Consider the following 24,467-nt stretch of genomic DNA (forward strand, 5'->3'; position numbering starts at 1 on the left):
GAAGTAAGACGCCTTTAGAAAACCTATTCTTCTAACCTTGAGCTGGAATTTCCCTAGTTAAAAAGCAATTTTGGCTAGAGGAGTTACGCTTGAATCGAAACTCATGAAAATTGCAGCAGAAGGTTTTTTGACGAGGTTTCTGTCTCCCTCAGAACCAATATTTCAGCCTCTTGTTAGAGATTATGGCCTTTCTTTTGGTCAGGTACCCTTGGGATTCCAGCGGTTTCACCAATATTTCATGCGCCGGCTCTAACTATAAAGACTTCATCACGAATAATCCTTTTATTCGTCTTAACTGTACAGATTCGATTATTTGGCTGCTGGATAATTTAACTCCCTAAAAGCTATAGAAAAAAGTTTGTTGACAATTGTTCTCCTAGTAATCTCTCTGAATTGGAAAATTATTTGAAGGTAAGGTAAATTAAATTCGTGAAATTACGGAGGAAATTGAAGTGAAAAAATGATTCAAAATTTCTTGTTGATGACTTCTTTATGTAAAAGAATCTTTCCTTGCAATCCCTTCACAATTAGGCGCATTCTTGCTAGAAATAGCGTTATATGGTCAATGAAGTTAGAGGAAATCGTCACTTTTTAAAGGCCTAGAAAAATGGCTTGAGCTTGTGAGGGGGCTTGTAATCTGTGATGCCGATTACCGTCGCACCTACCTTAAAGTTCCCACAACTCAAAAAGGTGTTTTCATTAACTTCAAATAAAATTTTATTTGTTCGAGGATTTATCTATGCCTATTTGGGACCCGGTAAAAACCCGTGCGAAGGCAGAGCTCTCCCTGACGGATGCTGAGCGTAGCGCAATTTTGGCGAAGCTGCCTCAACGGGAGGATGGTACGTACTGTGCGGATGCGATTTTTGAGGGGGGAGGTGTTAAAGGAACGGCTTTCCTGGGGGCGCTACGTTGTTTTAACGATGTTGGGATTCAGTGGAAAAAAGTTGCAGGCACATCAGCAGGAGCTATCACGGCCACTCTGGTCGTGGCTGATCTGGGCATTGATACCTTAGAGCAAATCATCGGCGGGTTGGATTATCTGGCGGCCTTTCTACCGCAGAAAACCAGTCCCTTTATTCTGAATGGAGACCCCAAGGATGATTTGGATAAGCCCATAGGCATGATCCTGGGCCTGCTAACCAACCAGAAACTTGGGCAGTATTCGACTGACCCCTTCAAGCGGTGGTTGCAGGACGTATTAGGCGATCGCCTCCGTACCTTTAAAGACATTGCCTGGCGGGATGGCCGTGCCCTGAAGGTGGTGGTTTCGGATATTAGTCTGGGGGAAATGCTGGTGCTTCCAGATGACTTGAACCGGCGTATCCAGGGGTATCGGGTTCAGGATGGCCTGGATCGATCGCTAGAGTTTGAGGTTGCCGAGGCAGTACGCTTATCCATGAGTATTCCCTTCTTCTTCACCCCCGGCAAATTGGGTGATAGCACCATTGTGGATGGTGGCATTCTCAGTAACTTTCCCCTTTGGCTTTTTGACGTCACCTCCCCCAACCAGCCCCCCCGTTGGCCGACCTTTGGGCTACGGCTCTCAGAGGATGGGCAACGGCAAAAAATTGGCAATGCTATCGATATCTTCTCGGCCCTTCTACAAACGGCGATGAAGGCGAGCGATCGCTATCACCTGCAACGCAATGGGCAGGGGCGTGTCATCCACATCAATACAGAAGGCGTCAGTGCCACCGAATTCAACCTCAGCAATGAGACAAAAGACTACCTTTATATAAACGGTTATCGAGATACCAAAAAATTTCTACTGGAGGAGTGGTCTTGGGATAGGCACCTGAAGTTGCGCGGGTATGATCTGGCGTCTATCTAAAGGGGCTGAATCTTTTTTCAAGAAAAATCCATTTCTCTGCCCTGATCCCCTTGCAAACTGCGCAGTCGCGTACCACACTGTTGGTGAAACTGATAAGCGTTTAATAGACGGTTAAGGGGGCGCTGGTGAAAAGAGTTTTAGCCATTATTCTAGGAGGCGGTGCAGGTACCCGCCTGTATCCCCTCACAAAATTGCGGGCCAAACCGGCAGTACCGTTGGCGGGTAAGTATCGGCTGATCGATGTGCCTGTGAGCAACTGTATTAATTCTGATATTTTCAAAATCTACGTTCTGACGCAGTTTAACTCAGCGTCGTTGAACCGCCATATTTCTCGCACCTACAATTTCTCCAACTTTCATGAAGGATTTGTCGAGGTGCTGGCGGCTCAACAAACTCCCGAGAACCCCAATTGGTTTCAGGGTACTGCGGACGCTGTACGCCAGTACATCTGGTTGTTCCAAGAGTTCGATGTGGATGAGTACCTGATTCTCTCCGGTGACCACCTTTACCGGATGGACTACTGCCATTTCATCGAACACCACCGCTCAACTAACGCCGATATCACCCTTTCAGTGATTCCGATTGATGAGCAGCGGGCGTCTGATTTCGGTTTAATGAAGATTGATAATAATGGACGCGTCATAGACTTCAGCGAAAAACCCAAAGGGGAAGCCCTGAAGCAGATGCAGGTGGATACCACCGTCCTGGGGCTGAATCCTGAAGATGCGAAACAAAGCCCTTACATCGCGTCCATGGGTATCTATGTTTTCAAGCGCGATGCGCTGGTGGATTTGTTGAAGAAGATGCCAGAGCATACGGACTTTGGTAAGGAAGTCATCCCCAATTCCGCAAAAGATTACAACCTTCAGGCCTACCTGTTTAACGACTACTGGGAAGACATCGGGACGATCCAGGCTTTCTATGACGCAAACCTGGCTCTCACCCGGCAGCCACAGCCGCCTTTCAGCTTTTACGATGAAGAAGCTCCTATCTACACCCGGGGTCGCTCTCTGCCTCCCAGCAAACTGTTGAATTGCGAAATTACCGAATCGATGATCGGCGAAGGCTGCATCATTAAGGATTGCCAGATTCGCCACTCTATTCTCGGTATTCGCTCTCGGGTTGAAGCGGGTAGCATTATTGAAGACACGCTGATTATGGGGGCCGACTTCTATCAGCCTCTAGTGGAACGTCAAACTGTCCAGAACACGGGTAAGCCTCCGATGGGTATTGGCTCTAACACCGTGATTCGTAAGGCCATCATTGATAAGAACGCCTGTATCGGCTCGGATGTTCAGATCATCAACAAGGATCACGTTGAAGAAGCGGATCGTGAAGCTCAAGGCTTCTATATTCGCAGCGGCATCGTTGTTGTTCCGAAGAACGCCTGCATCCCAGACGGGACAATTATCTAGTTGGCGCAACTGTTGATCATGATTGGGTTGCCAGGTAGTGGAAAGTCTACCCTGGCAGCCCAATTTGCTTTAGAAGGTTGGACATGGGTTTCGACCGATCGCATCCGAGCTCAACTTTATGGTGACGAGGCCATTCAGGGAAATTGGGCGCAGGTATGGGGGGAGGTGCAACGAGAATTGCGGGCGATCGCCCAACTCCCCCACGGCAAAGCCCTCTACGATGCGACGAATGTTGTCCGTCGCCCACGACGTCAGTTGATTGCCCTGGCTCGTAGCTGGGGTTTCAGGCGGGTCACGGCCTGTTGGTTGGATGTGCCGTTGGAGGTTTGTTTGGAGCGAAATCAGAGGCGATCGCGTCAAGTCCCAGTTGATGTCATTTGCCGCATGCATCGACGGCTAGAAGGGGGAAGGCCCAGTTTAGAAGAGGGGTTGGATGCGTTAATTACAGTAGATTTTATGCCCACTCAATGCACGGATAGCCTGACGTCATCTGATTAACCTCAATTTGGGATAAGCTCAAAAGCCCATTTTGTAGTGTGTGAAGCACACTACAAAATGGGCTTTTTCGAGGGGCGCGCTTTGCGCGCCCCTCGAAAAAGCCCTTAACCCGAACTCAGGTTGATTAGGAGAGTTTATTTTTGAAAAGCTGGGCGGAGCCCAGCTTTTCAAAAATAAACTCTCCTCGCTCTAAGCGCTTAGCGCGATCAAGTCAGCCTCTTTACAGGATGGCTTTCAGTAGAGGGGCCGCTCCATATCGAATGACGTCTGTACAGGGGAGACCGATTTCTGCTTGGGTTTGAGCGATCGCCTTCTGAGCGGTTTCATCATCTAAGTGGAATGTATTCAGGGCAATTCCTACAACTTTTGTGGGGGCGAATGTGCCCCCGGCAGCGGCGATAGTTTCGTAGACTTGAATGGCCGCTGGCAAGGAGGGGATTTGGAAGTCTGGAAAACTGTGGATGTGGGTTTGTCCGGCGCGGTGTACCAGGATGAGGTGAGTGGGTTGGCTCCCGCGTATCAAAGGGAGGGTGGCCGTGGAGGCAGGGTTCATGAAGGAACCCTGGCCCTCAATATGTAAAATGTCGTGCTCATGACCATACTTCATCACCATCTGCTCGACGGCTCCAGCGGCATAATCAACGCGCACTGCATCGAGAGGAATGCCATCCTCTCCCAACATAAGCCCAGTCTGCCCGGTGGCAATGAAGCGCGATCGCATCCCCTGTTCTGAGCAAGCCCGATGTAGCTCCAGGCTGGTGGACATCTTGCCCACACTCATATCAGTACCTACGGTGAGAACGCGGCGGCAGGGGAGCGATCGCGCCTTGCCACTGCCAACCGTCAGCCCCGTGGGCTCCTGGCGCACGTCCCAGATCCAGCGATCCGGTTGAAGGGCAGCTTTCAGATCCGGTTCCTGGGCCATACGAGTATGCAGGCCGTTGACGATGGAGAGCCCTGCCTCCAGCGCTTGCTTTAATTCTGCACGCCAGGCGTCGGGTAGTGCGCCACCTGAGGGCGCAATGCCAATACTGAGTACGGTGGGGCCGTAGGCGAGGGCATCTGCGACAGACGCGACGATAGGTATAGGGCGATCAATGCCAGTTAATTGAGTCAAGTCTTCCCCGGCACAGTCTTGATCAATAACAGCCACGATGGGGAGGTTGCTATAGCGAAGTAATGAGATTCCAGTTTTCCCCCGGTTGGTCGTGGTGCCCCCATGGAGCAAAATGGCTACGCGATCGCCAGAACTGAGCATAAGTTTCCCTGAGCGTCTTTTCTGATTTAGATTAGCGAATCCTTAGAAGTGATTTTGTAAAAGGGCTGGAATTTTGTGTACCCTATGCACGCAAAATCAGCAATTCTCATTATGAGCTTCAAAGCCGAGAGTTTGCGCCCGTCGGGCGCGAACTCTCGGCTTTGAAGCCTGAAAATAGCCCGCAGAAGGCGGGCTATTTTCAGGCTTCAATTCAAAAACGTCAGTTCGGGATAAGCCGAACCACCCATTATTGCGTGCGCGTCGCGCACGCAATAATGGGCTTTTTCGAGTGCCGCGCTTCGCGCGGCACTCGAAAAAGCCCTTAACCCGAACTGAGGTTCAAAATGAGAATTGCTGACGCAAAGTTCCAGCCCTTTTACAAAAACAGCTCGTATGCTACGCTGATCTGCCATATCTAGTGGTGTGGGATGGGCTATGACACAATATGAGCCACGGTATGAACAGCCGTCTCTATTTTCGGCAGCAGATGTGTCGGGAAGTTATCGGGTTAATGCCCCCTCCATGCTGCTGGATATTAGCCCAGAAGCATTGCAAGGCTGGAAACAGCGTATCTTTGACTTTCAGCAACAGGTGCGAGAGCAACCGGCCCCAACGCAGGTCAGTTTATTTGACCTGGAACCTACTCCCACCCAGGCAGATAGCTTAAATCCATTTACCTTACCCAGGCAGAACACGGAATTTTGGCGATGGCAAGCCAGTGACACGGGAACCTCTGCCCTCTATTTCGTGATTGACGAGGAGGTTCCTTTGCTGCTGTATGTGGGGGAAACGGTGAAGTCCAATCAGCGATGGAAAGGCGAGCACGACTGTAAGCGATACCTGGATAACTACCGGATGATCCACTACACGCACCAGATTCCCACGCAGCTCAACATTGCGTTTTGGCCCCACGCGCCACAGGCTACCCGACCTCGGCAACAGTTGGAATTGGCATTGATTTTGAAGTGGCGATCGCCCTTCAATAAGGAGAACTGGACTCTTTGGGGCACACCTTTTACCGGTGGGAAAAGCCCTGATTAAACGCAAAGAAAAACCGCACCTTAAGGTGCGGTTTTTCTTTGTAATTTGTCTAGGAATGAATAGCGACGAGCTGACGCTCATCGACATCCTTGAAGATGCGATCGCGACGAGCCTTTACAAATACCTGCTGAGCCCGACGCAAATCTAAGGTGTCAAAGTTTTCGCGAGAAAGGTGAGCTGTTATAAATTGCCCATCGGCGAGTGACAATTCCACCTGAATTTCACGGCCTAGGTGAATCAACCGCTCCACAGAAGCTGGAAGGGTACCTGCTTCCGGTTCAGAACGAATGACAACGTCGTGGGGACGCAGGAAGAGTCGTTGGCTGTCACGCGCTGCCGAATGGCTTGGCACTAAGTGGGATGCGCCCGACAGTACGTTGACCGGGCCAATGAAACTCATGACAAACGGGGTTGCCGGGTGGTCGTAAATCTCGGCGGGAGAGCCAATTTGTTCGACCCGCCCTTTATTCATCACCACAATTTCATCGGCAATTTCCATGGCCTCTTCCTGGTCATGGGTTACCAGAACTGTTGTGACATGAACTTCATCATGCAGTCGGCGAATCCAATTCCGCAGATCTTTGCGGACTTTTGTATCCAACGCGCCAAAGGGTTCATCCAGTAGAAGCACATTGGGTTCAATCGCCAGCGCCCGAGCCAGGGCCACCCGTTGCCGCTGACCACCGGAGAGTTGGGAGGGGTAGCGATCACCCAATCCCGTCAATTGCACTAATTCCAGTAGTTCATCAACACGATTCTTAACCCGTTTTTTAGGCCATTTATGAATTTCTAGGCCAAAGGCAATGTTCTCCCGTACCGTCAAATGCTTAAACAGGGCGTAGTGCTGAAACACAAACCCAACGTGGCGGTCTTGCACACTTTGATGGGTCGTATCTCGCCCTGTCACCCAAATGCGGCCTTCATCTAATGTTTCCAGGCCAGCAATCAGACGCAGCAGCGTAGATTTTCCAGAACCAGACGGGCCTAACAAAGCTGTTAGAGAACCTGTTTCAACTTCTAAGCTGACCTGATCGACGGCCTGGAAATCTCCAAAACGACGGGAGACATTTTCTACTTTGATTCCCATAATCCTCTTTTTTGATAGCCAGCAATGGTGGCGGGGCTAACGGGCTAATTCTATCGAAATGCAATCAAAATTGCATCCTAAAAAAAACAAGCTACATTTTGTTTGAATTCCCCTCTTGCCATGATACACTCATAAGCCGATAGGGTTTATGGTGATTGTGAAATACAGGGTACTAGGAAAATGCCTCTTGCGTCTGCCTTGTACTTTGTATCAAGCCTTTCAGTAATTAGCCTCGCCACCTAAATCGTTAGATTCGCCGCTTTCTAGGAGTTAGCAACAATGGTTCAGTTTGGGTTTAAGTTCTTCGGTAAATCTTCTGCGCGATCGCCCCAGGCTCAAGAAGCAAGCAACTTAACAGTTAATCGTTTTGCCTCTCGGCCCGTTAAGAGAAGAACTGCTCTATTCCTTAGCGGCTTGGCGATGAGCTTTGCAATTGTATCCTGCACGAATTCTGGCACAAATACAGAAGCAGGTAGCGCAAGCCCCGATGCGCAGTCTGCTGAATCTCCCAAGCCTGACGTAGAATTGACCCTCGTATCCTTTGCGGTTACTCAGGCGGCTTATGAAAAAATCATTCCTCTGTTTGTAGAGAAGTGGAAGGCAGAGCATAACCAGAACGTTACCATCAACCAGAGTTACGGCGGTTCTGGTAGCCAGACTCGTGCCGTTATTGATGGCCTAGAAGCTGATGTTGTTGCTCTGGCTCTGGCTCTCGACACCAAAAAGATTGAAAAAGCAGGGCTGATTCAGCCCGGTTGGGAGAAGGAAGCGCCCAACGATGGCATTGTTACCAAATCCGTTGCTGCCCTTGTGGTGCGGGATGGTAACCCCAAGAATATTCAAGGTTGGGAAGACCTGACTCGGGATGATGTAAAAGTGGTAACAGCAAACCCGAAAACCTCTGGAGGTGCTCGCTGGAACTTTCTGGGAGCTTGGGGCGCTGTAACCCAGGCTGGGGGAGATGAGGCGAAAGCTGAAGAATTTGTGACGAACCTCTATAAAAATGTACCTGTCCTTGCTAAGGATGCTCGGGAGTCTACTGACATATTTTTTGCCCGAGGTCAGGGAGATGTGCTGATCAACTACGAAAACGAAGTGCTGCTGGCGAAGCAGAAAGGTGAGGATTCGACCTTTATTATTCCTGATGTCAACATCTCAATCGACAACCCTATTGCCGTGGTTGATGCGAATGTTGATAAGCACGGTACCCGTGAAGTTGCCGAAGCCTTTGTCGAGTTTCTGTATACCCCCGAAGCGCAGCGTGAGTTTGCCAAGGTAGGCTTCCGTCCGGTTGATAAAGCTGTTAGCCAGGAATTTGCCAGCCAATACCCTGAAATTAAGCAACTCTTCACTGTGGCTGATTTGGGTGGTTGGGATACAGTTCAAGCGCAATTCTTTGATGACGGGGCCATTTTTGACAAAATTCAGGCCTCCATTGGTAAGAAATAGTCCAGAGGGCGATTGAGGACCCCTAGAAGCTTGATAATTCGTGTGCAAGGCACACGAATTATCAACTCAAACAGCCTAGAAATCGGACTTGATCAAGACAAAGGACGATTTGCTTGATAATGAGGAGCGAATTGTCCTTTGCCCTTCTTGGTTTTCTATCGTATCTTCAGCGTTATTTATGACCGCCTCTTCTGCACCCACATCGGGTTCACCACTCCGGCAATTCCTGCACCGTGCCATCCATCTCCCCTGGACCTGGCGTGTGACCTGGCTGTATCTCACGATCATGCTGTTCCTACCGATGGCAGCTTTGTTCCTGAGAACCAGTAGCCTGTCACCTGCTCAAATGTGGGCGATCGCCACCGATCCCGTTGCGATTTCGGCTTATGAAGTCACCTTCTTTACAGCCCTTGTGGCTGCTGCCATCAATGGTGTTGCAGGAATGGCGACAGCCTGGGTATTAGTCCGCTACAAATTCCCCGGCCGTCGTTTCCTGGACGCCATGATTGACTTACCCTTTGCCCTGCCTACTGCTGTAGCAGGTCTAACCCTCTCCACGGTCTACAGCAATGTTGGTTGGATTGGCTCATTACTCGAACCCTTTGGTATTAAGGTTTCCTTCACCCGATTAGGGGTGTTGGTTGCCATGATCTTTATTTCTTTGCCCTTCGTTGTACGCACGGTGCAGCCTGTGCTTCAGGAAATGGAGCCGGAGATGGAAGAAGCGGCCTGGAGTTTAGGGGCATCCGACTGGCAAACTTTCTGGCGTGTTGTTCTACCCCCCCTGTTACCCGCTGTTTTGACGGGCGTGGCATTGGGTTTTTCCCGAGCTGTTGGTGAATTCGGCTCCGTCGTAATCATCTCCGGTAATTTGCCATTTCAAGACTTAATTGCTCCTGTATTAGTGTTTCAACGGTTAGAGCAATTTGACTATGCTGGGGCAACAGTGGTTGGGGCGGTGTTGCTGCTGATTTCCCTGGCTGCGCTGATTGTGATTAACCTTCTGCAAGCCTGGGGACGGCGCTATGACGATTAAACTTGGACTCAATACTAAGGCGGCGGCTACTACAGCACCCGGGCCTCACGCTAAGGTTCAGGGCAAACGAGAGTGGGTTAAATGGGCTTTAATTGCTTCCGTCGCGGTTTATTTGACATTAGTGCTCTTTGTTCCCGCCCTGAACGTTTTTGTACAGGCATTTAGTGGGGGATTGGGAGGATTTTTTGAATCCCTAACCGATCGCAAGTTTCTTCATGCGGCAAAACTCACCCTGATCATGGCGGTGGTCGCCGTTCCCCTCAATACGGTGTTTGGCTTGTGTGCGGCGTTGGCGATCGCCCATAAAACCTTCCGCGGCCGTACTCTGCTGCTGAGCCTTATTGACTTGCCTTTCTCGATCTCTCCAGTGGTTGCGGGTCTGATGATTGTGTTGCTCTATGGCCGAAACGGATGGTTTGGCCCATTGTTAGATGCAAACAACATCAAGATCATTTTTGCGGTTCCTGGGATGGTTCTGGCCTCTGCTTTTGTGACGCTTCCCTTTGTCGCTCGGGAAGTTTTACCAGCCTTGGAAGATGCGGGCACTGATCAGGAAGAAGCGGCCAAAACCTTGGGAGCAAATAGCTGGCAAGTACTCTGGCGGGTAACGTTACCTTCCATTCGGTGGAGCTTGCTATACGGCATTCTATTGACCAATGCCCGTGCTATGGGTGAATTCGGGGCGATCTCCGTTGTTTCGGGCAACATTACGGGTAAAACACAAACCCTGCCCCTGTTTGTAGAAGAAGCCCATGTGCAATACCAAAGCCAGGCTGCTTATTCTGCCGCTGTGGTTTTAGCGTTGCTAGCCGTAGTCACGATTATTTTGAAAGAAATTTTAGAGCGCAGAACCCAAATTAAGGAAGGCTAATCGTCAGGTTGTTCTCGGCTTCTCGGTTAGAAAGACATTTAGCTTGGCATCACTCCTTATCGTTACTCCTGGAGGCCCTCATGATTTCTGTCGAATCCCTTGAGCCCATCGATCCCAATCAACTGTCGAGTGACGGTAGGCATCGAGGTCATGTCCGATTGCGCGTGAGAATTCCGGCAGAATATCGGCAGGATCCGGTGCTCTCAGTGCTCATCACCCAATACGGGCTGACGGTTAATATTTTGGCTGCACAACTCAGTGGTCAGGGCACCGACAGTGGGTGGTTTGATCTGGAGCTAAAGGGAGCAACAGAGCAGATTAATAACGGTATTCTGCATCTCAATGATTTGGGCGTAGAGATCTGGCAGGAATCAGATAACCACGACGGCGGCTGGTAGGGCGTTAGATTTCTAGCAACCAAGAGTGGGGGCTTTGTCCCCGCTCTTTGTTTTATAGCCTCTTCCGATTTAAGGAACCTGGGTTCGGGATAAGTTGAGGTGCCCCTTTTGGCGTGCGTTTCGCGCACGCCAAAAGGGGCGTTTTCGAGTACCTATGAGGCATATTACTGAATGTTGATAAAACTAACGTTTCTGTTACTGGAGATTACGAGATCGCTACAACGGATCCCCTTTCCCCCTATCCTGTAAAACCGTGGAGCATTTGGCACCGTCAACTGCTCTGCGGTTGGAAACCCCGGATTTCGATCCAGGCACTTTCTCGACATTAGTAAACGGCGATTGAAATAGAGTCTTACGAGAATGGAAAACGATCGGAAGTCAACCGTTGTAATTACTGGAGCCTCCTCGGGGGTTGGTCTATACGCCGCGAAAGCAATGGCCAACCGGGGATGGCATGTAGTGATGGCCTGCCGCAACCTGGACAAGGCAAAAGCCGCCGCTCAGGAAGTTGGGATACCAGAGAGCAACTATTCCATCCTGCACCTGGATCTGGCATCGTTGGCGAGTGTACGCACGTTTGTAGAAGAGTTTCGTGGGACGGGGCGATCGCTCGATGCCTTAGTCTGCAACGCTGCCGTCTACCTACCCATCGAAAAAGAACCCCAGCGTAGCGCCGATGGCTATGAGTTGAGCGTGGCTACCAATCACCTGGGTCACTTCCTGCTTTGTAACCTGATGCTGGATGACCTGAAGAGTTCTCCCGCCGCAGATAAGCGCCTGATCATTCTGGGTACGGTAACGGCTAACCCGAAAGAACTGGGTGGCAAGATTCCTATTCCTGCTCCCCCAGACCTGGGCGAACTGGATGGCTTTGTTCAGGGCTTCAAAGCGCCGATCGCCATGATCGATGGGAAGAAGTTCAAGTCCGGTAAGGCGTATAAAGACAGCAAGCTGTGCAATGTGCTGACGATGCTGGAACTCCACCGCCGCTATAGCAAGGATACTGGGATTACCTTCAGCTCCCTCTATCCCGGTTGTGTGGCTGATACGCCGCTGTTCCGCAATCACTATCCGCTGTTCCGCACAATTTTCCCCTGGTTCCAAAAGAATGTCACTGGCGGTTACGTAACTCAGGAACTCGCTGGAGAGCGGGTAGCCCAGGTGACTGCCGACTCCGAATTCCGCCAATCTGGAGTGTACTGGAGTTGGGGTAACCGTCAGAAGCCCGGTCGTCGCTCCTTCGATCAGGAGTTGTCTGACGAAGCGCAGGACACCCAAAAGGCCGGACGGTTGTGGGAACTGAGCGAGAAGCTGGTGGGCTTAGCTTAAGCGTCAAGCTTTTGTAAGAGCGATCGCCAGGTCCACTGATACAAAAAGAGAGTGTGGCATTGCCACACTCTCTTTATTGTTGCACAAACGAGACAGCTTTGAAGCGACACTGGCGATCGCTCCCAACACCTTCAGTGTGGCCTTCTGCGCCTCTGTTAAGCCATTCATTCCAGTAATATTCATACCCTCATACAAACGTTCAGGTCGGAGAATGTTTAATGCCTTCTATTGCTTGGGCCATTTCCAAGAGACAGCGAGCCAATTGCCGTCCCCCTGGGCTACAAGGAAAGCGCCAGTGCGGTAGAGACAGCGGCGCTTGTGTTAGGAGGTTGGCACAGAGAGGTAAACCAGCACCTGAGTTCATTAAGCTGTTCACTCATTCTGTTCGCTATTGAGGCAACTGAATGAGAACACCTATGCTTTAGGTTTCGCCCTGATGCTTGGGTCAGGATGATGTTGAAGAATTACATCGTGTTTTCAAAGCGGGCACGCGGAATCGAACCGCGATCATTAGCTTGGAAGGCTAAGGTTTTACCACTAAACTATGCCCGCAAATTTGCTTGCCTTAGCTAGTGTAGCATAACCCTCACCGCTTATGTCAATGAGTATTTCTATTACTCTCGAAAATTATCCTTATGCATGGAGAGAAATGTTGAGAACGGTGGGTGTGAAGGCGATCGCAGCCCCCACCTGGGATCATGAATGTGCGCCAAACCTTGCTGTCAACGGGAAGCTGAAAAATTTCGGTAACCTTTGGTGATAAGCTGAAAAGTGGCAATTTTACAGTATGTTAAATCTGTCACTTTACCCCTCAAAAGCAGATAAGCAGTAGGCGTAAGCATGGTCACCACAGCAGAGAAAACAAACGTTGGCTACCTCACTCAGGTTATTGGCCCCGTTGTGGACGCAAAGTTTCCCAGCGGCCAGATGCCAAAAATTTATAACGCGTTAGTCGTTCGGGGGCAAAATGCGACCGGGAACGAAGTTTCAGTTACCTGCGAAGTGCAGCAGCTTCTGGGAGACCACCAGATCCGCGCGGTAGCCATGAGCTCTACCGACGGTCTGGTACGGGGCATGGAAGTTGTGGATAGTGGCGCTCCTATCAGCGTTCCCGTCGGCAAAGTAACCCTGGGCCGGATTTTCAACGTACTGGGTGAGCCTGTAGATGAGAAAGGCCCCGTCGACGTGTCGGAGACCTTGCCCATCCACCGTGAAGCTCCCAAGCTGACTGACCTGGAGACCAAGCCTTCCGTATTCGAAACCGGGATTAAAGTGGTTGACCTGCTGACCCCCTACCGTCGAGGTGGAAAGATTGGTCTGTTCGGTGGTGCCGGTGTAGGCAAAACCGTGATCATGATGGAATTGATTAACAACATCGCTACCCAGCACGGGGGTGTGTCGGTGTTCGCCGGTGTGGGTGAGCGGACCCGTGAAGGGAATGACCTTTACAACGAAATGATCGAATCTGGGGTAATCAACCCTAACGATCTGAACGCGTCTAAGATCGCGTTGGTGTATGGTCAGATGAACGAACCACCCGGAGCCCGGATGCGTGTTGGTCTGTCTGGTTTGACCATGGCGGAGTACTTCCGTGACGTGAACAAGCAAGACGTACTGCTGTTCGTTGACAACATTTTCCGATTCGTACAGGCCGGTTCTGAAGTATCCGCTCTGTTGGGCCGGATGCCTTCTGCGGTAGGTTACCAGCCCACCCTCGGTACTGACGTAGGTGACCTGCAAGAGCGGATTACCTCCACCACCGAAGGTTCAATCACCTCCATTCAAGCCGTTTACGTTCCTGCGGACGACTTGACTGACCCCGCTCCTGCCACTACCTTCGCTCACCTGGACGGTACCACCGTGCTGTCTCGGGGTCTGGCTTCCAAGGGTATCTATCCCGCTGTGGATCCCCTCGGTTCTACCTCCACCATGTTGCAGCCCGGTATCGTGGGCGGCGACCACTATGACGTGGCTCGTGCGGTGCAGTCCACTCTCCAGCGTTACAAAGAACTGCAAGACATCATCGCCATTCTGGGTCTGGATGAACTGTCGGAAGATGATCGTCAGGTTGTGGCTCGAGCCCGTAAGATTGAGCGCTTCCTGTCTCAGCCCTTCTTCGTGGCTGAAGTATTCACCGGCTCCCCCGGTAAGTACGTGAAGCTGGAAGACACCATCAAGGGCTTCAAGATGATCCTCAGCGGTGAGCTGGATGAGCTGCCTGAGCAAGCCTTCTACATGGTGGGCGACATCAACGAAGCGATCGCCAAAGCTGACAAGATGAAAGCTGAAGGTAAGTAATTCTTGCCTCTTATTGGGGATTCTCTAACGGGAATCCCCAATCTCCCTTGCAAAGGGGGTTTCCGGAAGCGGCTCCTCCTGATGTAAGGAGGATTGGGGGATCAAATGCTTCTTCCCGACAGGTTTCTCGTATTGCCCCCAGCAGAGCTAACTTTTCGTTCACTTCTAGATATTGCTATGACACTAGCTGTACGGGTAATTGCACCGGATAAAACCGTCTGGGATAATACATCCGATGAGGTGATTCTGCCCAGCACGACCGGACAACTGGGTATTTTGACAGGCCACGCGCCGCTGCTGACTGCCCTGGATACGGGTGTGATGCGTGTGCGTGCAGGGAAAGATTGGGTGGCGATCGCCCTCATGGGTGGGTTCGCCGAAATTGAGAACAACGAAGTGACTATTCTGGTCAACGCGGCTGAGCGCGGTGAAACCATTAATCTAGAAGAAGCACGGTCAGCCTTTGCCGAGGCTGAAGCGAAGATGAATAGCCTTCGTGGTTCGGGTTCTCGTCAAGAACAAATTCAAGCGACCCAAGCATTCAAGCGGGCGCGAGCACGGGTTCAAGCCGCTGGTGGTGCTGCTTAAGGCAATTCCCTGAAATTCAGATTGAGATGTGCGTCGCCTCAGAAGGGGGAGCTGGTTCCAGCTCCCCCTTCTTGTTCAGAGCTGACGCATTCCGTCCTTAACTAACCTGAGTTTGGGTTAAGGGCATTTTGAGTGCCACGCAACGCGCGGCACTCAAAATGCTTATTTTGGCGTGCGCAAAGCGCACGCCAAAATAAGTACTGCAGCTTATCCCGAACTGAGGTTAACTAAACCGTGTGGAGAAAAAGAGAGAGCAGGGGCTTTACCCCCGCTCTCTCTTTTTTTGCAAAGCTTTGTCGAATGGCCTGAGGCCAACCAATTAGTTGCTGCCGGTGAAGGCCACTTCAGGAAACCGCTCTTGGGCTTCCATCATGGATTTTTTCTTGCCTTCTTCCTGCCAGTAGTTAATAACTTCCGTGGCTTTGTTCAGCAGTTCTACCCGCTCCGTATCAGAAATCCAGGTTTTGGATTGCAGTTCGCCGTTCAACTGTTCCCACGCATCATTGCGGGGCCAGAAGAAGTAGGACGTGAGAGGGCTGGTGCCTTTACCAACGACCTGATCTACAGCCAGGGCAACATTTTCTTCCAACCACAGTACTTTGAGAATAAACCTTGACAAATGAACCTCCAGACAGAACTGAGCTGCTTTAAACTCCTACAATCCTCCATGGTAACTCATTGTTAGGCTTACATCTTGCACCTCTACAAAACCATCAGCAATTCTCATTTTGAAATCAGGCCCGAAAACCGCACGCAAAAGGCGCGCGGTTTTCGGGCATCAAAGCCAAGAGTTCACGCCCTACGGGCGTGAACTCTTGGCTTTGATGCCCATACTGAGAATTGCTGACAAAACCATAGCAATTCTCATTTTGGAATCCAATCCGAAAATAGCCCGCCCTCGGCGGGCTATTTTCGGGCATCAAAGCTGAGAGTTCGTGTCTGTAGGCGTAAGCTCACAGGCTTTATTCCCAAATGAGAATTGCTGACGAAATCAATGCGAAGCGTCCTGATAAAACCAAGACATCAATTTGATAGGATCGCTGGGTTGTGTGGTTAGGAGGTTGGAAGCTGTGGGGAACGAGGCGATCGCAATCATCGTTTTTGACATTGATGGCGTCATTCGAGATGTGAGCAATTCCTATCGACGCGCTCTTGCGGATACCGTGGAGCACTTTACCCAGGGCTCCTACCGTCCGACACAGACCGACATCGATGCTCTTAAAGGTGAGGGAATTTGGAATAACGACTGGGAAGCCTCCCAGGAAATGGTTCATCGCTATTTTGAGCAGCAGGGAAAGGCGCGATCGGAGCTTGGCCTGGACTATGACGTTCTGGTGCGCTTTTTTCAGAGTCGATATCGGGGGCCAGATCCCGACAACTGGACGGGGTATATCTGCCAGGAACCGCTGCTATTAGAGGCCGATTACTTAAACCAGCTAACAGCAGCGGGGCTGTCCTGGGGCTTTTTTAGTGGGGCAACTCGGGGATCGGCAACGTTTGTGCTGGAAAAACGTTTGGGCTTATCGGCCCCGGTACTGGTGGCCATGGAGGATGCTCCTGGCAAGCCTGACCCAACCGGCCTCTTTGAAGCCGTGAGCCGGTTAGAAGGAGAAAACCGTGGCATGCCTGTCATTTACGCTGGGGATACGGTGGCAGATATGCAAACAGTACTGCGGGCACGGGAGCAAGACTCAACGCGACGCTGGATTGGGGTAGGAATCCTGCCGCCCCATGTGTTGGGTTCGACGGAGTATGCCTTAAATTACTCCAACGGTTTGATAGAAGCAGGAGCTAGTTTGACCCTGGCGAATGTTCAGCAGTTGACCCCCGACCGGGTGCGGCAATTAATGAAATGATTTCTTCAGAAGTTTTTGCCAGCTTGCCATGCAGAAATTACATCAGGCTAATTAGGCTTTGAAATTCCTCGTAGTGACGAACTTCGTCAAAGCTGGAGTCGGTTTGGGCCATGACCCGGTATAGGTTAGGGCTTAATATAAAGGCACGGTGCAGGCTGCGAATAGTCTGGGAAATGTCGCCCCGCAAACCGTACGAACAGGCTTTGCCATACCAGGCTTCTGGGTTATCGTCGCGGTGATCAAGGGATTTATTAAAACTTTGAATGGCTTCGTCGTGGCGGTTGAGTTTGGTCAACACAATACCGCGATGGCTCCAAGCGTAGTGGCAGTTAGGTTTAATGGCGATCGTTGTATCTAAACTACTCAACGCATCGTCATAGCGCCGCAACGATGCCTGGGCAACACCCCGGTTGTACCAGGCCCGATAATTCTCCGGTCGCAAATCTACCACTCGGTCAAAGCAGGCGATCGCCTCCCGATACTGAAACATTCGCTGGTAGGCATGACCCTTGTTGTACCAGGCTTTGGCATCTTCAGGCTTGAACTTAATGATCCGGTTGAAGCAGGCGATCGCCTCTTCATAACGCTCCAGCTTGGCCAGAGCCAATCCCTTCCCCTGTAGGGCCGCTGTATTTTTCGGCTCGACGTCTAACGTGCGCTCAAAGCTATCGAGGGCTTCTGGGTATAACCCCATGGCCTGGAGAGCGTGGCCTCGTTTATTCCAGGCCTCGATGTGACTGGGATTAATCTTAAGAATCTTGTCGAAGCGGGATACCGCTTTCTCATAACGTCCTACAACAAAGAGGGCGGTGCCCTGGCTCAACCAGGTGTGAACTTCAGGATTGCTGTCCATGGTGGTGCAAGATCAAGGCATAACCCAGATCGGTAGATGTCGAAAATTTTTGAGAGACGTTATCCCGAAGCTTGAGGAACGCTCCACAGTGACACCGCTTCAGAGAGTCGAACGAACTCCCCGAAATCGCTATCGGCTCTCTGTAAAAAGCTGTGGCTTGCTCGATAGAGCGCCGCACTCCATAGCGTCTTCAGATCAGGAAAACGGCGGCAGGATTGGCAGATTGTAAAGACACCCTATGGCCCAGTATGCCCACTGGACGGACAATATATATAAAATTCGCACCAAGATTACGGAAAGATTTGTTGAAATTATGCGAACTGAGCGCGATTCAATGGGGGAGCGGCAGCTTCCAGATCAGGTTTATTATGGGATTCAAACCCTACGGGCAACAGAAAATTTCCCGATTAGTGGGCTGAAGCCGCTACCAACCTATGTCGATGCCTGTGTGTTGATCAAAAAAGCAACGGCGATTGTCAACGGGGAGTTGGGTTGTATTCCCGCTGATATTAGCCAGGCGATCGTGCAGGCGGCAGACGAGGTATTGCAGGGCCAACTGCGTGATCAGTTTGTTGTTGACGTTTACCAGGCGGGAGCGGGTACCTCACACCACATGAATGTGAATGAGGTGTTGTCGAACCGAGCGCTGGAACTGCTAGGTAGCGACAAGGGGGATTACAAACGGGTCAGCCCCAACGACCATGTGAACTACGGCCAGTCCACGAATGATGTGATTCCTACGGCGATTCGGATTGGCGGATTGCTGGCCCTAGAGGCTACGCTGTATCCGGCTCTGGCAGGAGCGATCGCCACCCTCGATACCAAAGCGGAAGAGTACCAGGACGTGGTGCGATCGGGCCGTACTCACCTCCAGGACGCCGTTCCCGTACGGATGGGCGAAACGTTCCGGGCGTGGGCACAAATTCTGGCGGATCACCTGGTACGTCTCGAAACGGCTGCGCAGGATTTGACCGTGCTGGGGCTGGGAGGGAGTGCTGCCGGAACCGGCCTCAATACTCACCCTCAGTACCGCTTCCGAGTGGCCGAGGTGCTTTCTGCGTTAATTGGCCAGCCGCTGAAGACGGCTCCCCACCTGATGGCTGCCATGCAGAGTATGGCTCCCTTTGTGAATGTGTCGGGGGCGCTGCGAAACCTGGCCCAGGATATTGCCAAAATCTCCCACGATTTGCGACTGCTGGATTCTGGCCCTAAAACTGGGTTCAAAGAAATTCAACTGCCTCCTGTGCAACCGGGCTCTTCCATCATGCCGGGTAAGTACAACCCCGTTATGGCAGAGATGACCTCGATGGTGTGCTTCCAGGTGATGGGGTACGATGCGGCGATCGCCCTCGCCGCTCAAGCCGGACAACTGGAACTGAATGTAATGATGCCCTTGATCGCTTACGACCTCATCCACAGTATCGAGTTACTGGGTAATACCCTGAAGGCGTTGACCGAGAAGGGACTGAAAGGGCTGACAGTGAATCGCGATCGCTGCCTAGCTTATGCCGAAGGTAGTTTAGCTCTGGTGACGGCCCTTAACACGCACATTGGCTACCTCAACGCGGCCGCCGTTGCTAAAGAATCTCTGGAGACTGGGCAGTCTCTCCGGCAGATTGTGCTAGAAAAAGGGCTAATGACAGAGGCGGATTTGGCGCAGGTGTTAAACCTGGAGCAGATGAGCGCCATGCCTGCGCCTCCGTCGGATGGTTCACCTTCCTAGTAACCAGAGAGTTCCCTATGTACAGCCAGGACACGATTTACACTCAGATCACGTTTCATTACATGAACGGTCAATCTGAGTCGTTCAACCTCTACGCACCGATTGAGTCGGATGGCAGCAATCAAACCATTCAATTGGAAGTGCGTCATCTCCTAAAAAAAGACTGGTGGATTATTAATTTGTCAGAGCAGACCGTTTTCATCAACATTGAAAACGTCGTCAAAGTGGAGATGAAACCTCCGATCGCCGAGCTGAAGGGTGAAGATGTGTTCTCTAACGCAGAGCGGGTAACCGCTCTCAATCGTGGTCGTTAGGCTTCTATCAGGTGCCAAAACTCCAAACCCGCTCTTTGTCGTTGCTTAGCGACAATAAAGAGCGGGTTTGGAGTTTTGGGCAGGTGCGGCCATAATACGTCTAAAGCTAAGTGTGACATCCTACTCGATAGACCTATGGCACCGAGCGTTAGTCTCCTTCGTGCAAACGACTATAAATATGCGGCCCTAAGAGAATCTCTCACGGCTCTGCTGCAACCCTTGGGTGGCATCGAAGCTTTTGTGAAACCGGGCGATCGCGTTCTCCTCAAGCCCAACTTGCTGACTGGTGGCCGCCCCCAAAACGAATGCACGACCCGGATGGAGGTGGTTTACTGTGTGGCAGAGATGGTGGTGGCAGCGGGTGGCCAACCGTTTCTGGGAGATAGTCCGGCGTTTGGCAGTGCGCGAGGGGTGGCGATCGCCAATGGCTACCAACCCATCCTGAATGAATTGGGTATCCCCATCACAGAATTTAGTGGGAATCGTTACGCCACCGATAACCCAGAATTTAACCATCTATTGCTGTCTAAAGAGGCGATGAATGCGGATGTCATCATCAACCTGCCCAAGATGAAATCCCATGTGCAGTTAACGCTGACGATGGGTGTGAAAAATCTGTTTGGTTGCGTTCCCGGTAAGATGAAAGCCTGGTGGCATATGGAAGCCGGTAAGGATCGGTTGCGCTTTGGCACGATGTTGGTGGAGACGGCGCGGGCGATCGCTCCCACACTCACCATTCTCGATGGCATCATCGGTCACGAAGGCAATGGCCCCAGTGGTGGCACTCCACGCACCTTAGGGATTCTGGCGGCCTCCGCTGATGTGTTTGCGCTAGATCGAGCAATGGCAGAAATCCTTCAAGCCGACATTGCGACCGTGCCGACTCTGGTGGCGGCCCAGCGTCTTGGCATGTCTCCTGCCCTGTCTTCTATCGAATTCCCATTGGAGCAGCCCCACCATCTACAGATTTCTGACTGGAAATATCCTGAAAATCTGGTGCCCATTGACTTCGGGTTGCCCCGTGTCATCAAGTCCACTTTCCGACATTTCTACATCCGCTTCATCAAAGAACCGATGAAAGCGTATGCCGGACGTTCAATTTGAAGGGCTTTTGCATCAATGTGAAGGGTGGCCGGTTTTACCGGCCACCCTTCACATTGATGCAGAAAACATTTTCGAGCGCCACACATTGCGCAGCATTCACGCACGCCAGAGTAGGCACTTCAATTGATAGGTCCTGTTTCAAATGTGTGGATGAGATGTGGTGAAAGGGGTACTTCGTACCCCTTTCACCACATCTCATCCACACGTCTAGAACACTGCCAATTTATACGAACTGAGGTTTGGTATTGTGCTGAGAATGATCACAAAAGTGCATGATGGTTACCTAACAGGGTACTGTCAGAATCACCAGATTCCTCTAAGCTTTTAGAAACGCTGGGCCTTGATGCGGTGTTGGATGGTCAGACGCTAACCTTACAGAACTAAAACTCAGGATAGAAAACTATGGTGCTTGCCGAGAATATTATTCATTCTCTCCCGCCCTTTGGTGCTCCTGACTGTGAATCCGATTTGGCAATACTGGGTGAAGCTGCCTATAGCCGATACTACTTTCACTCAACGCACTTCAATCAAGCATCCCTTGACCCTTCTGTATATCTGATTTTGGGACGAAGGGGAGCGGGAAAAACAGCGTTAACCAAGTTCTTCTCCTTCCAAAAAACAATCCCCAATTGCATGGAAATTGCGATTGATGAACCTGTGGCTTTCCATGAGGTAATGTCACGGATTGCAGAGCAAACATCATTAAATCGTGAACTGCAAATTCCTCAACTTGTTAAGATCTGGGAATACATTGTTTGGACAGCTATTTTTTACCAGTTAAGAAACAAGGATTTAAGAATTCGTGCAGCCTGCAGTTTCGCAGATGATGAGGGGCTTTCAAAAGTTATTCGGTCTATACTTCAATCTTTACTTTCCAAATATTTAGGCGTTAATAATACGGTTTCTGATGCATTAGATAAAATTTTTTACAGCACAACCTTTCGTGAAGCCAAGCAAGCTGTTTTAGAGTTTGCACGAAAGAGGCCACTAATTGTTGCCCTTGACACATTAGAGAAGTATTCCGTTAGTGACGAACGGCTGATGACCACTGTAGCCGCACTGGTGGAGTTTGCAGCCTTATTTTCTAGAGAGTTTGCTCCAAAAAACATCCATATCAAAGTCTTTTTGATGGATGAAATGTTTCCCTATCTCATTGAAGACTATATTTCTAACACGTTGAAATATGTCAAAAATGAGGTTTATTTACACTGGAAGCCGAAGGATCTGATGCGGATGATCTGTTGGCGTTTATTTCAGTCTTTAAGGCTCAAAGGCATCTGCAAATTAAGAGCTGAGCAGATTGATTGGGATAGTTACCGGGACGTTAAAGAGAAGATTTGGAAACCTTATTTTGGGGAATGTCTGGATGATGGCTGTGAGACTCAGGAAAAAACATTTCCCTATATTCTGCGCCATACTCACCTCCGCCCACGGCAATTAATTGTTCTCTGTAATTCTGTTGCTGAAGAGGCTTTGCGAAACCAAAATTTCCCCAATTTTAGTTTGCGGAATATTGTGATGGGTGTTCAAAACGCCAGTGATTCTTTAGCCGATGAGGTGTTTAACGCTTATAGTTCGGTGTATCCAAAAGCGTCAAGAATTGCCGATGCCTTATCGGGAATTTCACCCGTTTTTCAGGCAAAAGAGTTGGATAAACGTGCTCATCAAACAGCATCTCAATGGCAGGGAGACTATTCGCCTTACCGATTTCGGCAGTTTGTGGCGGAATTAGGAATTGTAGGTCGTGTTAGACGCAAAGATGATACCACAGGTATTATTGAGGCAGATTTTGAATACTTTAAGAAGGGCCGCTTGATGCTATCAACGGATGATTTGTGTGTCATTCATCCCATGTTTTACACCAAGCTTAATGTCACTATCCAACAGAAGTTGCACGTTTACCCCTTCCCTGACCACGAAGAATTTGTCAGCCTAAAGCATCCCTAAAGGAGAAGCCAAACTTATGTATTAGACCTCCTGCATGAATGGTTGCGCAGCTTCACCGCCAACCATTCATGCAGGATATTGAACCTCTTGTAGGACGTTGCATGCAACGTCCTACAAGAGGTTTATACATGAGCTTAGTCTGACGCAAAAAAGAGACGCGCTGGGCGCGTCTCTAAGGTTTAGCGGAGACTATTGATCAAGTTGTAATTAGGCGCTGATAGTGCTCACGAGAGCAGGCTTGTAGGTTGCTTCACGGGCGGCAACCATACCTTCCACCAGACGATCCATTTCCTCCTTCGTATGGACGGCGTTCGCCGTAATGCGCAGACGAGGCTTGGCGATGAACCAGATGGGGGAGACCCACAGTTTGTAATCGTTTAGCAGCACACGGGCAAAGACTTTGGGATTGACCTCGGAGGGTAGCATCACGGGGATAACGTTCGTTTCGCCGATCGCCACAAAGCCGTTTTCAGCGAGGCGATCGCGCAAATACCGCGTGTTCTCCTGCAACTTCTGCACCAGCTCAGGCTTCTGACGCACCGTGCGGATGGCAGTCAAAGCGGCAGCCGTCAGAGGAGCAGACAGAGAGCAGGTACCGATGGAGGTGGGGGAAACATTCAGCAACGGCTTCAGTTCTGCAACGTGAGTGCTGATAGCAGCGCCCACAGACGCACCGAACTTGGAGAAGGTGGTCATGATCAGCGGTACCACACCCCGCTCGATAGCGTACTGGGGAGTGATTCCAAAGTACTCATAAATACCCCGTCCGGTGGGCCCGATGGCACCGCTGGCATGGGCTTCGTCCATCACCAGTACACTGCCAGGATAGTTGGACATAATGTCGATCATTTCGGGCAGGGGAGCCAAGTCGCCATCCATGGAGAACACCGCATCGGAAATCACCATGATGCGATCGTCCGGCTGAGCGTAGCGCTTTAGCTTGCGAGCAAAGTCCTGCATATCGCAGTGACGGTAGGCTTTAACGCGAACCCGAGGGCTATGACCGAACATCTTGCCCGAGCGAGTACCGGCGTTTGCCAGAGCGGAAACGATACAACCGTGATTTAGAACGTCCGTGAGAATCAGGGTTTCACGGGTATTCTGGAAACCAGGAACGGGAATCGCCAGGTGGCAGAAAGCATCCATCAACGCCTGCATCGCCATCCAGGCGTTCAGGAACAATTGAGTATGGGGCAGATGCTTAAACTCAGAAACTTCATTTTCCAGTTGCCGATGCAGGTCGATACGACCGCTCAGCACAGAGGTGGAACTATTTGAGGTACCGTATTGCAGAATGGCATCGATGGCGGCCTGCTGCACTGCCTTATCTTGCACCAGACCGAGAACGTCATTGGTGCAGAAGGTCAGTACGTTGTGGCGCTTCCCGGTTTCAGTCTCTTCGATGTCTACCATGTTGCCATTTTTGGCGTGGCAGATGTATTCATCTGGATCCAAACCACTCTCGTACCAGCGCTGAACGTATTCCTTTACAACTTGCACAGTAAACTCCCCTCACCGTAATTCGCTAAACGTGACATTTTTCATGGGGCACGGCTTACATCCGTGGC

At 50.7% G+C, this 24,467-nt stretch carries 22 protein-coding genes and 1 tRNA gene; 16 read left to right on the plus strand and 7 right to left on the minus strand.

All coding sequences use genetic code 11. The features are described from left to right. Positions 1–739 precede the first annotated feature (739 nt). From H6F91_RS21410 to H6F91_RS21420, 3 genes are all read left to right on the plus strand, one after another. Entirely contained in the window at positions 740–1,834 is a 1,095-nt protein-coding gene (locus tag H6F91_RS21410; RefSeq protein ID WP_190770127.1) for a patatin-like phospholipase family protein, read from the plus strand. A gap of 125 nt (positions 1,835–1,959) precedes the next feature. Beyond that, positions 1,960–3,249 (plus strand): glucose-1-phosphate adenylyltransferase, encoded by a 1,290-nt coding sequence (locus H6F91_RS21415; RefSeq protein WP_190770128.1) that lies wholly within the window; start codon positions 1,960–1,962, stop codon positions 3,247–3,249. Beyond that, positions 3,250–3,747 carry an AAA family ATPase gene (locus tag H6F91_RS21420; protein WP_190770129.1) on the plus strand — a complete coding sequence of 166 codons (498 nt, stop codon included), beginning with the start codon at positions 3,250–3,252 and terminating at the stop codon, positions 3,745–3,747. It begins immediately after the preceding gene. A 220-nt stretch (positions 3,748–3,967) separates the two neighbouring features. Here H6F91_RS21420 and H6F91_RS21425 read toward each other — a convergent pair whose 3' ends face one another. Further along, entirely contained in the window at positions 3,968–5,005 is a 1,038-nt protein-coding gene (locus H6F91_RS21425) for a DUF1611 domain-containing protein (RefSeq protein WP_190774656.1), read from the minus strand. Positions 5,006–5,440: 435 nt separating this feature from the next. On the opposite strand from H6F91_RS21425, the gene H6F91_RS21430 reads away from it, so the two are divergent. Then, complete coding sequence (locus H6F91_RS21430; RefSeq protein ID WP_190774658.1) at positions 5,441–6,046, plus strand: GIY-YIG nuclease family protein; 606 nt, start codon at positions 5,441–5,443, stop codon at positions 6,044–6,046. A 49-nt stretch (positions 6,047–6,095) separates the two neighbouring features. On the opposite strand, the gene H6F91_RS21435 is transcribed toward H6F91_RS21430, so the two are convergent. Next, the gene (locus H6F91_RS21435) at positions 6,096–7,133 is read right to left on the minus strand and encodes a TOBE-like domain-containing protein (protein ID WP_190774659.1); all 1,038 of its coding nucleotides are present in this window, start codon (positions 7,131–7,133) and stop codon (positions 6,096–6,098) included. Between the two features lie 279 nt (positions 7,134–7,412). Between H6F91_RS21435 and H6F91_RS21440 the strand changes: the two genes are divergently transcribed. From H6F91_RS21440 to H6F91_RS21460, 5 genes are all read left to right on the plus strand, one after another. Further along, complete coding sequence (locus tag H6F91_RS21440) at positions 7,413–8,582, plus strand: sulfate ABC transporter substrate-binding protein (RefSeq protein WP_190774660.1); 1,170 nt, start codon at positions 7,413–7,415, stop codon at positions 8,580–8,582. Positions 8,583–8,760: 178 nt separating this feature from the next. Next, complete coding sequence (cysT, locus tag H6F91_RS21445; RefSeq protein ID WP_190774661.1) at positions 8,761–9,618, plus strand: sulfate ABC transporter permease subunit CysT; 858 nt, start codon at positions 8,761–8,763, stop codon at positions 9,616–9,618. Further along, complete coding sequence (cysW, locus tag H6F91_RS21450) at positions 9,608–10,489, plus strand: sulfate ABC transporter permease subunit CysW (protein WP_190774662.1); 882 nt, start codon at positions 9,608–9,610, stop codon at positions 10,487–10,489. The genes cysT and cysW overlap by 11 nt, the downstream gene beginning before the upstream one ends. An 80-nt stretch (positions 10,490–10,569) precedes the next feature. Next, the gene (locus H6F91_RS21455; protein ID WP_190774663.1) at positions 10,570–10,887 is read left to right on the plus strand and encodes an NIL domain-containing protein; all 318 of its coding nucleotides are present in this window, start codon (positions 10,570–10,572) and stop codon (positions 10,885–10,887) included. Between the two features lie 360 nt (positions 10,888–11,247). Continuing rightward, positions 11,248–12,216: a protochlorophyllide reductase gene (locus tag H6F91_RS21460; protein ID WP_190774664.1), complete on the plus strand. Its 969-nt coding sequence runs from the start codon at positions 11,248–11,250 to the stop codon at positions 12,214–12,216. Positions 12,217–12,219: 3 nt separating this feature from the next. Here the strand turns inward: H6F91_RS21460 and H6F91_RS21465 are convergent, their stop codons facing one another. Together H6F91_RS21465 and H6F91_RS21470 are read right to left on the minus strand one after the other, a co-directional pair. After that, positions 12,220–12,399: a hypothetical protein gene (locus H6F91_RS21465; protein ID WP_190774665.1), complete on the minus strand. Its 180-nt coding sequence runs from the start codon at positions 12,397–12,399 to the stop codon at positions 12,220–12,222. Between the two features lie 298 nt (positions 12,400–12,697). Beyond that, positions 12,698–12,768 (minus strand) — tRNA-Gly (locus H6F91_RS21470). Between the two features lie 288 nt (positions 12,769–13,056). Here H6F91_RS21470 and atpD point away from each other — a divergent pair. Both atpD and atpC read left to right on the plus strand, forming a co-directional pair. Next, the gene (gene atpD, locus H6F91_RS21475; RefSeq protein ID WP_190774666.1) at positions 13,057–14,514 is read left to right on the plus strand and encodes a F0F1 ATP synthase subunit beta; all 1,458 of its coding nucleotides are present in this window, start codon (positions 13,057–13,059) and stop codon (positions 14,512–14,514) included. A gap of 177 nt (positions 14,515–14,691) precedes the next feature. After that, positions 14,692–15,102 (plus strand): ATP synthase F1 subunit epsilon, encoded by a 411-nt coding sequence (gene atpC / locus H6F91_RS21480; RefSeq protein WP_190774667.1) that lies wholly within the window; start codon positions 14,692–14,694, stop codon positions 15,100–15,102. Positions 15,103–15,421: 319 nt separating this feature from the next. Here the strand turns inward: atpC and H6F91_RS21485 are convergent, their stop codons facing one another. Beyond that, positions 15,422–15,721 carry a 30S ribosomal protein PSRP-3 gene (locus H6F91_RS21485; RefSeq protein ID WP_190774668.1) on the minus strand — a complete coding sequence of 100 codons (300 nt, stop codon included), beginning with the start codon at positions 15,719–15,721 and terminating at the stop codon, positions 15,422–15,424. A 430-nt stretch (positions 15,722–16,151) separates the two neighbouring features. Here H6F91_RS21485 and H6F91_RS21490 point away from each other — a divergent pair, with 430 nt between their 5' ends. After that, entirely contained in the window at positions 16,152–16,958 is an 807-nt protein-coding gene (locus H6F91_RS21490) for a TIGR01548 family HAD-type hydrolase (protein ID WP_347280067.1), read from the plus strand. Between the two features lie 37 nt (positions 16,959–16,995). Here H6F91_RS21490 and H6F91_RS21495 read toward each other — a convergent pair whose 3' ends face one another. Beyond that, positions 16,996–17,811 carry a tetratricopeptide repeat protein gene (locus H6F91_RS21495; protein WP_190774669.1) on the minus strand — a complete coding sequence of 272 codons (816 nt, stop codon included), beginning with the start codon at positions 17,809–17,811 and terminating at the stop codon, positions 16,996–16,998. A gap of 313 nt (positions 17,812–18,124) precedes the next feature. Between H6F91_RS21495 and H6F91_RS21500 the strand changes: the two genes are divergently transcribed. The 4 genes from H6F91_RS21500 (at position 18,125) to H6F91_RS21515 (ending at position 22,899) form a co-directional block, all read left to right on the plus strand. After that, positions 18,125–19,534 (plus strand): aspartate ammonia-lyase, encoded by a 1,410-nt coding sequence (locus tag H6F91_RS21500; protein WP_190774696.1) that lies wholly within the window; start codon positions 18,125–18,127, stop codon positions 19,532–19,534. Positions 19,535–19,551: 17 nt separating this feature from the next. Beyond that, positions 19,552–19,848, plus strand: a complete 297-nt coding sequence (locus H6F91_RS21505) for a hypothetical protein (RefSeq protein WP_190774670.1) — start codon at positions 19,552–19,554, stop codon at positions 19,846–19,848. Between the two features lie 135 nt (positions 19,849–19,983). Continuing rightward, positions 19,984–20,952 (plus strand): DUF362 domain-containing protein, encoded by a 969-nt coding sequence (locus H6F91_RS21510; protein ID WP_190774671.1) that lies wholly within the window; start codon positions 19,984–19,986, stop codon positions 20,950–20,952. Positions 20,953–21,354: 402 nt separating this feature from the next. Further along, entirely contained in the window at positions 21,355–22,899 is a 1,545-nt protein-coding gene (locus H6F91_RS21515; protein ID WP_190774672.1) for a hypothetical protein, read from the plus strand. 207 nt (positions 22,900–23,106) lie between these two features. Here H6F91_RS21515 and H6F91_RS21520 read toward each other — a convergent pair whose 3' ends face one another. Next, a complete protein-coding gene (locus tag H6F91_RS21520) occupies positions 23,107–24,399 on the minus strand; it encodes an aminotransferase class I/II-fold pyridoxal phosphate-dependent enzyme (protein ID WP_190774673.1) in 1,293 nt (430 codons plus the stop codon). Between the last annotated feature and the right edge of the window lie 68 nt (positions 24,400–24,467).

Source organism: Leptolyngbya sp. FACHB-8 (assembly GCF_014695575.1).
GTDB lineage: Bacteria > Cyanobacteriota > Cyanobacteriia > Elainellales > Elainellaceae > Vacuolonema.

What these genes read in the sequence shown, in the direction of transcription:
- cysW (WP_190774662.1), top strand. Translation starts at nt 9,608, where the DNA reads ATGACGATTAAACTTGGACTCAATACTAAGGCGGCGGCTACTACAGCA.
- H6F91_RS21435 (WP_190774659.1), bottom strand. Translation starts at nt 7,133, where the DNA reads ATGGGAATCAAAGTAGAAAATGTCTCCCGTCGTTTTGGAGATTTCCAG.
- H6F91_RS21510 (WP_190774671.1), top strand. Translation starts at nt 19,984, where the DNA reads ATGGCACCGAGCGTTAGTCTCCTTCGTGCAAACGACTATAAATATGCG.
- H6F91_RS21455 (WP_190774663.1), top strand. Translation starts at nt 10,570, where the DNA reads ATGATTTCTGTCGAATCCCTTGAGCCCATCGATCCCAATCAACTGTCG.
- atpD (WP_190774666.1), top strand. Translation starts at nt 13,057, where the DNA reads ATGGTCACCACAGCAGAGAAAACAAACGTTGGCTACCTCACTCAGGTT.
- H6F91_RS21430 (WP_190774658.1), top strand. Translation starts at nt 5,441, where the DNA reads ATGACACAATATGAGCCACGGTATGAACAGCCGTCTCTATTTTCGGCA.
- cysT (WP_190774661.1), top strand. Translation starts at nt 8,761, where the DNA reads ATGACCGCCTCTTCTGCACCCACATCGGGTTCACCACTCCGGCAATTC.
- H6F91_RS21515 (WP_190774672.1), top strand. Translation starts at nt 21,355, where the DNA reads ATGGTGCTTGCCGAGAATATTATTCATTCTCTCCCGCCCTTTGGTGCT.
- H6F91_RS21425 (WP_190774656.1), bottom strand. Translation starts at nt 5,005, where the DNA reads ATGCTCAGTTCTGGCGATCGCGTAGCCATTTTGCTCCATGGGGGCACC.
- H6F91_RS21440 (WP_190774660.1), top strand. Translation starts at nt 7,413, where the DNA reads ATGGTTCAGTTTGGGTTTAAGTTCTTCGGTAAATCTTCTGCGCGATCG.
- atpC (WP_190774667.1), top strand. Translation starts at nt 14,692, where the DNA reads ATGACACTAGCTGTACGGGTAATTGCACCGGATAAAACCGTCTGGGAT.
- H6F91_RS21410 (WP_190770127.1), top strand. Translation starts at nt 740, where the DNA reads ATGCCTATTTGGGACCCGGTAAAAACCCGTGCGAAGGCAGAGCTCTCC.
- H6F91_RS21505 (WP_190774670.1), top strand. Translation starts at nt 19,552, where the DNA reads ATGTACAGCCAGGACACGATTTACACTCAGATCACGTTTCATTACATG.
- H6F91_RS21460 (WP_190774664.1), top strand. Translation starts at nt 11,248, where the DNA reads ATGGAAAACGATCGGAAGTCAACCGTTGTAATTACTGGAGCCTCCTCG.
- H6F91_RS21500 (WP_190774696.1), top strand. Translation starts at nt 18,125, where the DNA reads ATGCGAACTGAGCGCGATTCAATGGGGGAGCGGCAGCTTCCAGATCAG.
- H6F91_RS21465 (WP_190774665.1), bottom strand. Translation starts at nt 12,399, where the DNA reads ATGAATATTACTGGAATGAATGGCTTAACAGAGGCGCAGAAGGCCACA.
- H6F91_RS21495 (WP_190774669.1), bottom strand. Translation starts at nt 17,811, where the DNA reads ATGGACAGCAATCCTGAAGTTCACACCTGGTTGAGCCAGGGCACCGCC.